16 protein-coding genes are annotated in these 14,343 nt (G+C 63.8%); 8 read left to right on the top strand and 8 right to left on the bottom strand.

The annotated features are described in order from the left end of the window. Positions 1–24: 24 nt before the first annotated feature. From msrC to MLD63_RS03280, 4 genes are read right to left on the bottom strand one after another with little or no spacing between them, the layout of a single operon-like run. The gene (msrC, locus tag MLD63_RS03295) at positions 25–480 is read right to left on the bottom strand and encodes a free L-methionine (R)-S-oxide reductase MsrC (protein WP_255328415.1); all 456 of its coding nucleotides are present in this window, start codon (positions 478–480) and stop codon (positions 25–27) included. After that, complete coding sequence (locus MLD63_RS03290) at positions 480–695, bottom strand: Trm112 family protein (RefSeq protein ID WP_255328414.1); 216 nt, start codon at positions 693–695, stop codon at positions 480–482. The genes msrC and MLD63_RS03290 overlap by 1 nt, the downstream gene beginning before the upstream one ends. After that, entirely contained in the window at positions 692–1,342 is a 651-nt protein-coding gene (locus MLD63_RS03285) for an LON peptidase substrate-binding domain-containing protein (RefSeq protein WP_255328413.1), read from the bottom strand. The genes MLD63_RS03290 and MLD63_RS03285 overlap by 4 nt, the downstream gene beginning before the upstream one ends. Beyond that, entirely contained in the window at positions 1,339–2,259 is a 921-nt protein-coding gene (locus MLD63_RS03280) for a tetratricopeptide repeat protein (RefSeq protein ID WP_439957620.1), read from the bottom strand. The genes MLD63_RS03285 and MLD63_RS03280 overlap by 4 nt, the downstream gene beginning before the upstream one ends. A 370-nt stretch (positions 2,260–2,629) precedes the next feature. On the opposite strand from MLD63_RS03280, the gene MLD63_RS03275 reads away from it, so the two are divergent. Then, on the top strand, positions 2,630–3,235 hold the full coding sequence (locus tag MLD63_RS03275) for a VPLPA-CTERM sorting domain-containing protein (RefSeq protein WP_255328411.1): 606 nt from the start codon (positions 2,630–2,632) through the stop codon (positions 3,233–3,235). Between the two features lie 74 nt (positions 3,236–3,309). Here the strand turns inward: MLD63_RS03275 and MLD63_RS03270 are convergent, their stop codons facing one another. Then, a complete protein-coding gene (locus tag MLD63_RS03270) occupies positions 3,310–4,095 on the bottom strand; it encodes an exodeoxyribonuclease III (protein ID WP_255328410.1) in 786 nt (261 codons plus the stop codon). A gap of 82 nt (positions 4,096–4,177) precedes the next feature. Between MLD63_RS03270 and MLD63_RS03265 the strand changes: the two genes are divergently transcribed. Beyond that, a complete protein-coding gene (locus tag MLD63_RS03265) occupies positions 4,178–5,158 on the top strand; it encodes a glutathione S-transferase family protein (protein WP_255328409.1) in 981 nt (326 codons plus the stop codon). A gap of 4 nt (positions 5,159–5,162) precedes the next feature. Next, positions 5,163–6,215, top strand: coding sequence for a selenide, water dikinase SelD (gene selD, locus MLD63_RS03260; protein WP_255328407.1), 1,053 nt, complete (start codon positions 5,163–5,165; stop codon positions 6,213–6,215). Between the two features lie 173 nt (positions 6,216–6,388). Here the strand turns inward: selD and MLD63_RS03255 are convergent, their stop codons facing one another. After that, positions 6,389–7,075, bottom strand: a complete 687-nt coding sequence (locus MLD63_RS03255) for a response regulator transcription factor (RefSeq protein ID WP_255328406.1) — start codon at positions 7,073–7,075, stop codon at positions 6,389–6,391. 133 nt (positions 7,076–7,208) lie between these two features. On the opposite strand from MLD63_RS03255, the gene ribA reads away from it, so the two are divergent. Next, complete coding sequence (gene ribA, locus MLD63_RS03250) at positions 7,209–8,267, top strand: GTP cyclohydrolase II (RefSeq protein ID WP_255328405.1); 1,059 nt, start codon at positions 7,209–7,211, stop codon at positions 8,265–8,267. Beyond that, positions 8,264–8,767 (top strand): L,D-transpeptidase family protein, encoded by a 504-nt coding sequence (locus tag MLD63_RS03245; RefSeq protein ID WP_255328404.1) that lies wholly within the window; start codon positions 8,264–8,266, stop codon positions 8,765–8,767. Before ribA ends, MLD63_RS03245 begins: the two co-directional genes overlap by 4 nt. Here the strand turns inward: MLD63_RS03245 and MLD63_RS03240 are convergent. Then, on the bottom strand, positions 8,764–9,417 hold the full coding sequence (locus MLD63_RS03240; protein ID WP_255328403.1) for a YggS family pyridoxal phosphate-dependent enzyme: 654 nt from the start codon (positions 9,415–9,417) through the stop codon (positions 8,764–8,766). The two genes, MLD63_RS03245 and MLD63_RS03240, sit on opposite strands and share 4 nt — an antisense overlap. Positions 9,418–9,489: 72 nt before the next feature. Then, positions 9,490–10,491: a porin gene (locus MLD63_RS03235; RefSeq protein ID WP_255328402.1), complete on the bottom strand. Its 1,002-nt coding sequence runs from the start codon at positions 10,489–10,491 to the stop codon at positions 9,490–9,492. Positions 10,492–10,784: 293 nt separating this feature from the next. Here MLD63_RS03235 and MLD63_RS03230 point away from each other — a divergent pair, with 293 nt between their 5' ends. The 3 genes from MLD63_RS03230 to lptE all read left to right on the top strand — a co-directional run bounded on the left by MLD63_RS03230 (position 10,785) and on the right by lptE (position 14,343). Next, the gene (locus MLD63_RS03230) at positions 10,785–11,255 is read left to right on the top strand and encodes a DUF3576 domain-containing protein (protein WP_255328503.1); all 471 of its coding nucleotides are present in this window, start codon (positions 10,785–10,787) and stop codon (positions 11,253–11,255) included. Positions 11,256–11,342: 87 nt separating this feature from the next. Further along, a complete protein-coding gene (gene leuS, locus MLD63_RS03225) occupies positions 11,343–13,877 on the top strand; it encodes a leucine--tRNA ligase (protein ID WP_255328401.1) in 2,535 nt (844 codons plus the stop codon). Further along, positions 13,864–14,343, top strand: a complete 480-nt coding sequence (lptE, locus tag MLD63_RS03220; protein ID WP_255328400.1) for an LPS assembly lipoprotein LptE — start codon at positions 13,864–13,866, stop codon at positions 14,341–14,343. The genes leuS and lptE overlap by 14 nt, the downstream gene beginning before the upstream one ends.

Below are 14,343 nucleotides of genomic sequence, written 5' to 3'. Positions count from 1 at the left end.
CAGGACGTCCCAGACAAGATCGTGTCAGATCGTTCCGAAGACGCTTCCAAGGATAACCCGCAGCCATTCCGCGTCATCGTCCGTGAATGCGTCGGGACGATCGCTGTCGATGTCCAGAACACCGATCAGCCGACCATCACGTCCGATGACCGGCAGCACGATTTCTGACCGGGTCGAGCTTGCGCAGGCGATATGGCCGGGAAAGGCATCGACATCGGGCACAATCTGAACCTGTCCGGTTCGCGCCGCGGCGCCGCAGACCCCACGCGAGAACGGTATCACCAGGCAGCCGTGGTCGCCCTGATAGGGGCCGATCTTCAGCACTTCGGGTTCGGTCACGCGGTAGAAGCCCGTCCAGTCGAAGCGGTCGTCGGAATGATGCAGTTCGCAGGCAAGCGTGGCCATCAGCGCGACCTCGTCGGTCTCACCCTCGGTCAGCGCGGCCACGCGTGCAGCCAATTCGTCGTAATCGACTGCCATCAATCCGCCTTGAGCTGCCGCGCTTCGTCGATCAGCATGATCGGGATGCCTGACCGGATCGGAAAGGCCAGGCCGGCTGCCTGCGAAACCAGTTCCTGACGCTCGGCATCGTACTGCAGCACCGCATGGGTCACCGGGCAAACCAGCCCCTCAAGCATCGCGCGATCGAAGCTGGACGCAGCGGCGGTCTCGGCAGATTCAGGTGTGTCGGTCATTGCAGGCGTTCCTCGCTGTCTTCGGACAACAGGGCGTAGTCGATCAGCCCTTCCAGCATTTCACGGCGCTTGGTCAGCGTCACAGCCTCGAGCAGCGCCTGTTTCTCGGGCGGATCGAAGGGCAGCAGCATCGACAGCGCGTTGATCAGCATTTCGTCTTCGGCGTCGGCGGCCGCGTCCCAGTCGGTGGTCAGCTCGCGCGGCTCCATGAAACGCTCGAGCTTTTCAAGAAACGGGCCACGGTCGAAATCCTCGTCGCTCTCGGGACCCTTCAGATCGCGCGCGAAATCCTGCCACTCGACCCGGCCCTGAAGATAGGGCGCGAAGCCTTCCTCGACCTCGGTCAGGCGGAAGCGCGAGATCGCCTGAAGCGAGATCATCATCCGGCCGTCGTCGGTCTCGGTAAAGGCCACGACACGGCCCGCGCCGCCGATCGGGGCCAAAGCTTGCGCCTCACCCTCCTTTGCGTCGATGGGCTGGACCATGCCGATCAGGCGGTGTTCGGTCTTCAGCACATCGTTCAGCATCTGCAGATAACGCGGCTCGAAGATCTGCAGCGGCAGGCGCGACCGCGGCAGCAGCAGCGCCCCCGGCAAGGGAAACAGCGCAATCCGGTCCGGAAGGTCGAACCGCAATCTGCCTGTCATGCAAAGATCATCGACGACAACCGGCGACGACCTTTCTGCGCCAGAGGATCGTTGGGTTTGAGGCTGTCGAAGATGGTGAAAAGCTGCGCCTTCGCCGCGCCCTCGTTCCACTCGCGATCGCGGCGGAAACTGTCGAGCAGCACGTCGATCGCCTCTTCGACCTTGCCGGACCCGTGCAGCGCCTTGGCATAATCCAGCCGCGCCTGCTGATCGTCGGGATCAGCCTCGACCTTCGACTGCAGATCGGCGAGGGGTCCGGCTTCGGCGGCCTGCCTGGCCAATTGCAGTTGTGCGCGCGCGGCCTCGACCGGGGCCGATGCCGCAACGTTCGCCGGCACCCGCGCCATGGCCTGCTCTGCGGATTCGGTATCATCCGCCGCGATATGGGCGCGGATCAGTCCGCCCCAAGCCTCGCCATTCTCCGGGTCTTCCTCTGCGATCGCGGCGAACGTCTCTGCTGCATCGGCATGGGCGCCGTCGTCGAGCATCTGCTCGGCCGCGGCCAGTGCCTCGGCCAGGCCGTCGTCCTCGCCCGCGGCGCCACCGCCCATCTTGGCAAGCTTGTCGACGAAGGTCCTGATCTCGGATTGCGGAATCGCGCCCTGGAAGCCGTCGACGGGCTGGCCCTGATAGAAGGCGAAGACCGTGGGAATCGACTGGATGCGTAGCTGGCCCGCGATCATCTGGTTTTCGTCGACGTTGACCTTGACCATGCGGACGGCGCCTTTCGAGCGCGCGACTTCGGCCTCCAGCTGCGGACCCAGCGTCTTGCACGGACCGCACCACGGCGCCCAGAAATCCACGATCACCGGCACCTTCATCGAGGCATCGACCACCTCGGTCATGAAGGTCGCGTCTGTAACGTCGCGAATGGTCTCTGCGGCGCTTTGCGCTTTGTCGCCGCCGTCGAAAAGCATTGTCATGTCGGCCTCGGTGCTTTCGCTTCGATCGGATGCAATATGTGCTGTCATCCGCAGGAACGAAAGGGGTGGCCACGCGGCGAACGAGGGGCCTCCGCAGAAACGGTCGGCCGGAACCGACCTTCAGCCTTACGACCAACGGCACAACCTTAGGCTGATAATCTAGGTATTCTAATCTTCTTCTGCGATTCTAAACTAAACTTTATAAATAGCGGGCGAATCTTTTTCCGATCTTTCACTTCAGTGATATCCTTATCGCTGCGCTCGCGATTTCTCTGGTTTATTTTTCATAGCCCCTAACAGAACCTGCGGCGCATTTTGGTGTAAACCTGCTCTTTATCGAAGCAGGACAGTGAGGGATTACCTGATGAAGACCCTTTCAACGATTGCAGCGTTACTGATCTGCACGGTCCCTGCAGGGGCCGCCACTTTCAACTTTGGCAGTGCGCCCAATGCGGGCTCGAATACCTGGACCGTGGACGGCGTGACGACCAAGGCGACGGCCGGGACCTACCGCGATTTTCCCAACCCCGACACCATCATCTGCAGCGATTGCGAGACGGTGACGCGAAATTCTTCTGGTCTGGGCGTTTCATCGCACCTGTTCGACACGGGTGATATCGATGGCTCGGTCAAGAACGACCTACTGACGCTGACATTCAACAGCGTCGTTAATTTCGGATCGGTCGTGTTCTCGGGATGGGGGTCCGGCGATTCCTTCGATCTGTTCATTGACGGCCTTCTGGTCGATCCGGAAGAGCGGGCTGCCAATTCTTCTGGGTATTACTCGCTTGCGGGCCTGATGGGGACCAGCATCAGCTTTGGTGCCGATGCGGGTCTTCTGGGCGGAAGCTTCGATCGTTACCGGATTTCTTCCATCGATGTGGCGCCGGTCCCGTTGCCTGCGGCCGGATTGATGCTTCTCGGTGGTTTGGGTGGGCTGGCCGCAATGCGCCGTCGCGCAAAGGGATGAATCAGCTGTCTGCTCGTGCCTCTGCGACCCGCGGCCCTATGGCTGCGGGTCGTCTCGATCCCGCCGGATCAAGCCTACAGATCGAAACTTGCCAGCACAGGAACGTGGTCTGAGGGTCGTTCCCATCCGCGCATCCCACGCAGAACACGGCTGGCATGACCGGCATTCGCGATGTCGGGGCTGGCCCAGATGTGGTCCAGCCTGCGGCCCTTGTCCGCCACGTCCCAATCGGGCGAGCGATACGACCACCAGGAATAAAGCTGTCCGTCCGGGATGTCCTTGCGGGTGATGTCCACCCAACCCCCGGCGTCCTGCGCGGAGAGAAGGTGATCGACCTCGACCGGTGTGTGGCTGACGACCTTCAGAAGCTGCTTGTGCGACCAGACGTCATCCTCGCGCGGGGCGATGTTCAGGTCACCGACCATGATCGAACGCGTGGGGTTATCCGCATGGAACGCGTCGCGCATCTCGGCGACGAAATCCAGTTTCTGGCCGAACTTCACGTTGACCTCGCGGTCGGGCACGTCGCCGCCGGCGGGAACGTAGAAGTTGTGGATCACCACACCGTTTTCCAGGCGCGCGGCCACGTGGCGCGCATGACCGAGGCTGGCATAGTCGCGATCGCCCGCATCCTCGATCGGCAGGCGCGACAGGATCGCGACGCCATTGTAGCCCTTCTGTCCGCGCGCGACCATCCAGCGGTAACCCAGTGCGCGGAACGCCTCGACCGGGATCTTCTCGACCGGCGACTTGCATTCCTGCAGGCACAGGATGTCGGGTCCCTCTTCGGACAGGAAGCGCGTGACCAGTGGCTCGCGCAGGCGAACCGAGTTGATGTTCCAGGTGGCGATGGTGAACATGCCTGGGTCTGTAGCGTGCCCGTCAAACGGTTGACAAGCCCGGCTGCGGCGGTCCCATTGGCCGAAACCGAAGGAGAATCCGATGGGTCAGCTGGTCGACGGGGTCTGGAAAGACCAATGGTACGACACCGAGTCGAACGACGGCGAATTCGTCCGCGACAACGCCAAGTTCCGCAACTGGGTCACGGCCGATGGCAGCTCCGGTCCGACGGGCGAGGGCGTGTTCAAGGCGGAAAGCGGTCGCTATCACCTTTATGTCTCATATGCCTGCCCTTGGGCGCATCGCGCGCTGATCTTTCGCGTCCTGAAGGAGCTCGAGGATCATATCGGCGTTTCGGTCGTCCACCCCGAGATGCTGTCCGAGGGATGGACCTTCAAGACGGATTTCGACGGAGCAACGGGTGACGACCTGTTCGGCCTGCCCTACCTGCGCGACGTGTATCTGCGTGACACGCCGAAAATGACCGGCCGGGTGACGGTTCCAGTTCTGTGGGACATCAAGGGCGACAGGATCGTGTCGAACGAAAGCGCCGATATCATCCGGATGATGAATTCCGCCTTTGACGCAGTGACCGGCAACAAGGACGACTACTACCCCGAGTCTTTGCGCAGCCGGATCGACGAGATCAATGACCGCGTCTATGACACCGTGAACAACGGCGTCTACAAGGCCGGGTTCGCGACCAGCCAGAAGGCTTATGACAAGGCCGTCCATCCGCTGTTCGACAGCCTCGACTGGCTGGAAGGAATCCTGGCCGAGAACCGCTACCTCGCTGGCGGCCGTGTGACCGAGGCCGACTGGCGGCTCTTCACCACCATCGCCCGGTTCGATGCGGTCTATCACACCCATTTCAAGTGCAACCGCACCAAGATCGCGCAGATGCCGAACCTGTGGGGATGGGCGCGCGAGATGTACCAATGGCCGGGCGTCGCGCAGACGGTTCGGCCGGATCATTTCTGCCGCCATTACTACTACAGCCACGACATGGTGAACCCGAACCGCATCGTGCCCATCGGGCCGGACGATGACTGGACGGTGCCGCATGGCCGGGACAGGGGCTGAGAGGATGAGCGATGCTGCGGAACCTCGCCTGACCTCGCTGTCCCATGGCGGCGGCTGCGGCTGCAAGATCGCGCCGGCCGTGCTGTCGAAGATCCTTGCCGGAACCTCGGCGATGCCGGTCCCGCCGGAACTGCTGGTCGGGATCGAAAGCGCCGACGACGCGGCTGTCTACAAGCTGAACGACAAGCAGGCGCTGGTCGCCACCACCGACTTCTTCATGCCGATCGTGGACGATCCCTACGATTTCGGCCGCATCGCCGCGACGAATGCGATCAGCGACGTCTACGCGATGGGCGGAACGCCGATCATGGCACTGGCCATCGTGGGCATGCCTGTCAACGTGCTGTCGCCCGAGACGATCGGGCTGATCCTGGAAGGCGGCAAGTCGGTCTGCGCGGATGCGGGCATCCCCGTCGCAGGCGGCCACACGATCGACTCGGTCGAGCCGATCTACGGCCTGGTCGCCATGGGCCTCGTCGATCCTGCGCTGATCCGCAAGAACAGCGGTGCGCAGGAGGGCGACGTGCTGATCCTGGGCAAGCCCTTGGGCGTCGGCATCCTGTCGGCGGCACTGAAGAAGGGGCAGCTCGACGCCGACGGCTACCGCCTGATGATGGACACGACCACGCGGCTGAACCGCCCCGGCCCCGATCTCGCAGCGATGGAAGGCGTCCATGCGCTGACCGACGTGACCGGCTTCGGCCTCGGCGGTCACGCGATGGAGATGGCGAGCGGCGCCGGCATGAGTGTGGTGATAGACTGGGATCGCGTGCCCCTGCTCGACGGCGTGCGCGAGATGGCGGCGGATGGCACCATCACCGGCGCATCGGGGCGCAACTGGGCCAGCTACGGCGATGGGATCACGCTGCCGAAAGGGTTCGATCCGGCCGACCGTGCCTTGCTCAGCGATCCGCAGACCAGCGGCGGGCTTCTGGTTGCCTGCGCGCCTGGCGCGGCTGACGACGTGCTCGCGCTGTTCGCGAAACACGGCTTTGATGCCGCCACGGCGATCGGCACGGTCGAAAGTTCGTCGGAACCCGGCATCCTCATCCGCTGATAAAAAGACCGGCCTCGGACCGAAGTCCGAGGCCGTCAGGCAGAGAGAGAGGGTTGGGAGTGTGGCCGCATCCACCGACCACTGGGCTTCGGGATTGGAACGCGTCACATTCAGGATCGGTTCCTGCGGCTCGGCGAGAAAAAGCGTCTGGCCGAAATCCGCTCAAGCGGCTGTCAGGCCACCAGACGATAGCCCCCTGATTCCGTCACCAGAAGCCGCGCATTCGAGGGATCGGGCTCAATCTTCTGGCGCAGCCGATAGATATGCGTCTCCAGCGTGTGCGTGGTGACGCCGGCATTGTAACCCCAGACCTCGTGCAGCAGCACATCGCGCGCCACCACACCATCCTGCGCCCGGTAGAGGAACTTCAGGATGTTGGTCTCTTTCTCGGTCAGGCGGATCTTGCGATCCTTCTGATCGACCAGCATCTTCATCGCCGGCTTGAACGTGTACGGCCCAAGCTGGAAGATTGCGTCCTCGGACTGCTCGTGCGTGCGCAGCTGCGCGCGCAGCCGGGCCAGCAGGACCGGGAACTTGAACGGCTTGGTGATGTAATCGTTCGCGCCGCTGTCGAGGCCGAGGATCGTGTCTGCATCGGTGTCGTGTCCGGTCAGCATGACGATCGGGCATTTGACGTTGTGCTTGCGCAGCTTCTTGCACAGCTCGCGCCCGTCGGTGTCCGGCAGGCCGACATCCAGGATCACCAGATCGAAGATGTTTCCCTTCGCGGCTTCCATTGCTTCGGCGCCGCTACCGGCCTCGTGAACGTCGAAATCGTCGGTGGCGACCAGTTGTTCGGCCAGGGCCTCGCGCAGGTCTTCCTCGTCGTCGACCAGTAGGATCTTTTTCAGTCCAGGCATGGTTGCCTCCTTTGCCTTGATGGCAGATGGATGTGGCCTTGAAACGCCTGCGTCCACGGGCTTGTTGCAAATCTCACATGCACTTGTCCGCAGGGGGCGTTATGTTTCAATTTGTTACAGAAACGGCGGCCCGATGAGCCTGATCCCCACTCTTGCAGAACGCATCGCCCGCGCCCGCGGCGATTTGCGCATGGGGTTGCCGATGCAGATCGACGGCTGGCTGGTAGCCGCCGCCGAGACATTGTCCGAAACGCGACTGGCCGATCTAAGAGCCCTGGGCCAGCCCGTCGTCACGATCACCGCGCGTCGCGCCGAGACGTTGAAGGCACGTGCCTACGATGGCGATCTGGCACGAGTCACGCTGCCCGAGAATGCGGACCTGGGTTGGGTTCGGGCGCTTGCCGATCCTTCACGCGACCTGATGCACCCGATGAAGGGACCGCTATTCACAGAGCGTGGGGGCGACACCAACCCGCACAAGGCGGCGCTGGCCCTGACTAAGTCTGCGCAGCTTCTGCCGGCCGTCGTGATGGTCCGGGCCGATGGCAGCGACGGATTGACCGACCTTTCAGCCGGCCCCACGTTGGCACAGCTTGCCGCGGAAAGCGCTCTCGCGCCGGTCGCCGCCGCGCGCCTTCCGCTGGCATCTGCGGAACGCTCACGCCTGCATATCTACCGCCCCGATGATGGCGGCGAGGAACATTACGCGGTCGAGATCGGCGATCCCCCCCGCGATGCGCCGGTTTTGACGCGGCTGCATTCGGCCTGCTTCACGGGTGATGTGCTGGGCAGCCTGAAATGCGATTGCGGCCCGCAGCTTCACGCCGCGCTGGACGCGATGGGCCGGCAGGGCGCGGGGGTCTTGCTGTACCTGAACCAGGAGGGTCGCGGCATCGGGCTGGCCAACAAGATGCGCGCTTACAATTTGCAGAATCAGGGCTTCGACACGGTAGAGGCCAACCACCGCTTGGGATTCGAGGATGACGAGCGCGATTTCCGCATCGGCGCGGCGCTGTTGCGCAAGCTGGGATTCGCCAAGGTGAGGCTGATGACCAACAATCCGCGCAAGGTCGCGATGCTGGAGCGCCAGGGGATCGCAGTGACAGAGCGGGTACCATTGGTGACGGCCCGCAATCGCTTCAACGCGGGTTACTTGGATACCAAGGCCGAAAAGTCGGGGCATCTGCTGTGAACCGCGACGATCTGGTGCTGACGCCCGCAGGTCTGCGGTGGCGCGGGCGGATGATCCCCTGCAGCATCGGCAAGGGGGGTCTGTCGCGCCGTAAGCGAGAGGGCGACGGGGCCACCCCGATCGGCAACCATCGCATCACCGGACTCTGGTATCGTCCCGACCGATTGGGTCGTCCGGCGGCTTGGGCGCGTCCCATCGGACCGGGCGACCTCTGGTGCGACGATTCGTCTCACCCGGCCTACAACCACCACGCGCGCGCGCCGCTGAACGCGAGCCACGAACGCCTGCGCCGCGCCGATCCGCTGTATGACCTGATCCTGACGACGGACTGGAACTGGCCCGGGGCGAAACCGGGCAGGGGCAGCGCGATCTTCCTGCACCAGTGGCGCCGTCCGCGCTATCCGACCGAGGGCTGCGTCGCGATGGCGCGCCGCGAGCTGATCCGACTGGCGCGCGAGGTCCGGCCCGGAACGCGTCTGATCGTGCCGCCGCTATCCTAGCCGTAGTCGCGCGCGCCGAAGATCGCCGAGCCGACGCGAACATGGGTCGCGCCCTCGGCGATGGCGTCCTCGAAATCCGCGCTCATTCCCATCGACAGCAGCTTCAGATCCGCATCGGCGGCAAGCCTGCGCAACAGCCGGAAATGCGGGACAGGATCCTCATCTTCGGGCGGGATGCACATCAGGCCTTCGGGGTTCAGACCCAGATCGCCGCAGGCTTTCAGAAAGCCGGGCAACTCGTCGGCCAGCACGCCCGCCTTCTGCGGCTCGTCCCCGGTGTTGACCTGAATGAACAGTTGCGGGGCACGGCCCTGTTCCTCAATCTGGCGCGCGAGCTTGGTCGCCAGCGACATCCGGTCCAGCGTGTGGATCGCATCGAACAACTCGACCGCCGCGCGGGACTTGTTGGATTGCAACGGCCCGATCATATGGACCTTGACGCCCTCGAAACGCTCACGCCAGTCAGGCCACTTGCCTTGCGCCTCCTGCACGTAGTTTTCGCCGAAGACCCGGTGCCCGGCGTCCAGCGCCGCCAGCACGCGATCGTCAGGCTGCACCTTGCTGACCGCAATCAGCGTGATGTCATCGGCGTTGCGCCCGGCCCGGTCGGCTGCGGCGGCGATGCGGCGTTTGATGTCGTCCAGTCCCATGCGGCGACAAGACAAAAAGAAAAGAGCGGGCGCAAGGCCCGCTCTTTCCGAAGTCGGTATGGATCGCTTGGATCAGAAGTCGAAACGGAAGCCCATGTCGGCCGTGATCCGCTCGTCGTAGCCGCGCTGGATCGAACCGGCCAGCATCGCGCCGCCCAGGTCGTATTCGCCGCCGATACCGAACGCGTTGTCGGTTTCGTTGCCGTCAGCGTCGTTGTTCGCGACGTAGCCGTTGATCGTGGTCAGCGGAGCAACTTCGTAGCTGCCGTACAGCGTCACGGTGTTGCCCAGATCGGCCAGATCGCTGTCCGGGGTCACGTCGCCGTTGTCGAAGAACAGGATGCCGATGTCGGTACGATCGTTGAACGCGTATTCCGCGCCGAGGAAGTACTGATCGTTGTCTTCGATGCCCGCACCGTTCTGAACCGCAGCGGCCGACAGGGTCAGCATGTCGTTCCAGACGTAGTCGGCCGAGATGCTGTATTCTTTCTCGTCATCGCCGTCGGTGTCGATCGACGAAACCTGATCGGGGTCGATCTGCGAGAAGCGCAGGTTCACGCCGGCGATCGCGTAGCTGACCATGACGCCCATGTAGTCGCTGCGGCGCTGGATCGTGCCGTCGACGACGTTAGCGAAGGTCGGATAGCCGTCGGTGTTGTAGGCGAAGAAGTCGCCGCGCGAGTTACCGAACGAACGCGAGTAGACGCCGATTTCCGAGTTGTACATCAGAGCGGCCGAGTCATAGGCGGTGTTCGAGTTGCCCAGTTCGACCTTCAGGCCGCTGGCGGTCACGTACACGTAGCCCGGCGCAACGGTGGTTTCGTCATCGCCCTGGTCCCACTGAATGCGGATCCGGCCACCGAAATCCACGCCCTGGTCGGTCGAGGTCGAGGCGTCGATGTTCATGCGCAGGCGCGACTGGATGATGGTGTCGTTGGTGCTGCTGCCAGGACCGCCAACGCCGTCTTCTTGGTACAGCACGCCCGAGCGGCCATAACCCGAAATGGTCACGTCAGCGGCAGCGACGCCAGCCGACAGAACCAGCGCGGTGGTGGCGAAAAGAGCCTTTTTCATGGTGTGTTCCCTCTTGTCTCTCTGTTGCCCAAACCGGAGGCACCGCCTTGGGTATGCGAAGTTCATCACCCTTTCACCCGCACGATGCAACGGAATCACCGGCCCTTGGATTTCATTCAGTTTTCTGTGATGCACAGAGGCCACACCAAATTCGTAGACGCGTTTGGACCGCTCATCGACGCCCTACAACCAGCGCGCGAGCGGTACTTTTGCGGGTGGTCGAGACGCTTGTCGCGCGGGGGCTTTCCGCGCTAAGGCTGCGCCAGTCGGGACGAAACCGGGGGACCCCCATGATGACGGCAGGCGCCGGGCGCGCGATGATCGCCCTTACCCTCTGCGCGGGACTCGCCGCCTGTGGCGGGACTCAAGGCAACCGCAATCAGAACGTCGACCCCGACATCGCGCGCGGTCAGTCACGCTCGACGATCTGGGATCTGTTCGGCAACCGGAGCGACCCCAACACGACCGTCGGCGTCAACAAGTACCTGTGGAATGCCAGCCTCGAGGTCCTGAACTTCCTGCCCGTGCAGTCGGTCGACCCGTTTACCGGTGTCATCGTCACTGGTTACGGCACGCCACCTGGCGGTGGACGATCCTATCGCGCGACGATCCAGATCAGCGATCCGGCACTGGATGCGCGCAGCCTCAAGCTCGCATTGCAGGGGGCCGGCGGCTCGGCCGTGGCGCCCGACACCGTGCGTGCGGTCGAGGATGCGATCCTGACCCGTGCGCGCCAGCTTCGCATCCGCGACGGCCGGCTCTAGGCGGGAACGGGATCACCGGCCGCGCTGGACGCCCGCGCGCGTCATCGCTAAACCGTGCGGGCACCGGATTTGCCCGAAGGACCGCCCATGCCCTATGATCCCGCCGCAAGCGAGCCGCGCTGGCAGTCGGCCTGGGCCGATGCCGACAGCTTCACGGCGACACGCGACGAGCGGCCGAAATATTATGTGCTCGAGATGTTTCCCTATCCGTCGGGGCGCATCCATATGGGACACGTCCGCAACTACACGATGGGCGACGTGGTCGCGCGTTTCAAACGCGCTCAGGGCTACAGCGTGCTGCATCCGATGGGTTGGGACGCCTTCGGCATGCCGGCCGAGAACGCGGCGATGGAAAGCGGTGGCCATCCCCGCGAATGGACCTATCGCAACATCGCCACGATGAAGGACCAGCTGAAGCCGCTGGGTCTTTCCATCGACTGGAGCCGCGAGTTCGCCACCTGCGACGACGATTATGTCGCCCAGCAGCAGGCGCTGTTTCTCGACATGCTCGCCGCGGGCCTCATCACCCGCAAGTCGGCACAGGTGAACTGGGACCCGGTCGACATGACCGTGCTGGCCAATGAACAGGTCATCGACGGCAAGGGGTGGCGATCGGGCGCTGCGGTCGAACGCAAGGAACTGACGCAGTGGTTCTTCCGCATCTCGGATTATTCGGACGAACTGCTCTCGGCGCTCGACGGTCTTTCGGGCTGGCCGGACAAGGTCCGCACGATGCAGGCCAACTGGATCGGCAAGTCGCGCGGGCTGCAATTCAGCTTCCAGACGATTGACGCGCCAGCGGGCTTCGATGCGATCGAGGTCTATACCACCCGTCCCGATACGCTCATGGGTGCAAGCTTCGTCGCACTTTCGCCCGACCATCCGCTGACCAAGGCACTGGCCGAACGACCAGAAGTGGCCGAATTCATCGAAGAGTGCCGCCGCATCGGCACCACCGAAGAAGCGATCGAGACCGCGCCGAAGCTGGGCTTCGACACCGGGCTGACGGTGCGGCACCCGCTGGACGCCGACTGGCAGTTGCCGATCTGGATCGCCAACTTCGTGCTGATGGATTACGGCACCGGCGCGATCTTCGGCTCGCCCGCACATGACGAGCGGGACCACGAATTCGCCACGAAATACGGCCTGCCGATCCGCGCGACCTTCGGCGAGCGGGGCATGGATCTGGCGCAGGCCGACGCGATGGTCGCCGACGCGCCTTATGTGCCGATGAAATCCGAGATCGTGACCTATGTTCGCGGCTTTTCGGGTGAGACCGATCAGACCGGCGAGGCCGCGGTCGCCGCAGCCATCGCCCATGCCGAAACGGCGGGCTACGGCGAAGGCGTGACCAAGTTCCGCCTGCGCGATTGGGGCATCTCGCGCCAGCGATATTGGGGTTGCCCGATTCCGGTCGTCCATTGCGTCAAATGCGGCACCGTGCCCGAGGCGAAGCAGAACCTGCCCGTCCTGCTGCCGCAGGATGTCAGCTTCGACGTGCCGGGCAATCCGCTGGATCGCCACCCGAACTGGCGGCAGACGACCTGCCCCGAATGCGGCGGTCCGGCCGAGCGCGAGACGGATACAATGGACACGTTCGTGGATTCGTCGTGGTACTACGCTCGCTTCACCTCGCCACACGCGAAGACGCCGACCGACCGGGCGGATGCCGATTACTGGATGAATGTCGACCAGTATATCGGCGGGATCGAGCATGCGATCCTGCACCTGCTCTATTCGCGGTTCTTTGCCCGCGCGATGATCCGGACCGGCCACCTGCCGGAAAGCGCGAAGGAGCCGTTCGACGCGCTGTTCACCCAGGGCATGGTCACGCACGAGATCTACAAGACCACCGACGATCGTGGCCGCGCGGTCTATCACCTGCCCGAGGATGTGCAGGGCGGCAGGCTGGCCGACGGCACTGCCGTCGAGGTGATCCCCTCGACCAAGATGTCGAAATCCAAGAAGAATGTCGTCGATCCGGTCAACATCGTCGACAGCTACGGTGCCGATACCGCACGCTGGTTCATGCTGTCGGACAGCCCGCCCGAGCGTGACGTCGAATGGACCGCCGCCGGGGCCGAGGCCGCGCACAAGTTCCTTGCCCGCGTCTGGCGTCTTTCCGATGAGACGGCCGAAGGGGGCGACGATCCAAGCCTGGATCGCGCGGCCCATCGCGCCATCGCCGACGTAACCGCCGCGATCGAAGGCTTCGCCTTCAACAAGGCCGTGGCAAAGCTTTACGAACTCGCCAATGCCATCGGCAAGTCGACAGCGGGTGGCGAGGCGCGGCGAAACGCTCTTCGCATCATGGCGCAGCTGATGGCGCCGATGGTCCCGCATCTGGCCGAGGAAGTCTGGGCCAAATCCGGTGGTCAGGGCATGGTCGTCGATGCAGAATGGCCCAAGGCGGACCCGGCCCTGCTGGAGGATGACAGCGTCACGCTGCCGATCCAGATCAACGGCAAGCGCCGGGCCGAGATCACGGTTCCCAAGGATATGGCCAAGGACCAGATCGAGGCCCTGGTGATGTCGAACGAAACCGTGCAGCGCTTTCTGGAAGGCCAGCAGCCCAAGAAACTGATCGTGGTGCCCGGGCGGATCGTCAATGTCGTGGCGTAATGGCACGCGCCGCGGGTTCCTGCTGGCTGCGCTGCTGGCGCTGGCCGCCTGCGAACTGACGCCCGTCTACGGCACCGGCGGCGCGGCGACGAAGCTGTTCGGCCAGGTTCGGCCCGCCGACCCGCAGACCGCCGACGATTTCGCCTTCAACCGCCGGATCTCGGAACGGTTGGGTCCTGAGGGCGACGCCTACGCGCTCGGTTATTCTCTGCGCATCGCCGTGGTGCCACAGGCGATCACCCCTGACGCCGTCACCCGCCGTTATTCGCTGAACGGTACGGCGCAGTTCACGCTGACCGATCAGTCCGGCCAATTGGTGACGCGCGGTCAAGTCAGCAATTTCACCTCTTATTCCACCACCGGCACGACCATCGCCACGCTCGCGGCCGAGGCCGATGCCCGCGAGCGGCTGGCGCGCATGCTGGCCGATCAGGTGGTGACGCGGCTACTCGCCGCAGCACCGTGA

It is taken from the genome of Paracoccus albicereus, from assembly GCF_024359525.1.
Taxonomy (GTDB): domain Bacteria; phylum Pseudomonadota; class Alphaproteobacteria; order Rhodobacterales; family Rhodobacteraceae; genus Paracoccus; species Paracoccus albicereus.
Note: the sequence above shows the minus strand (reverse complement) of the source record. Positions and strands in the feature narration are given on the sequence as shown.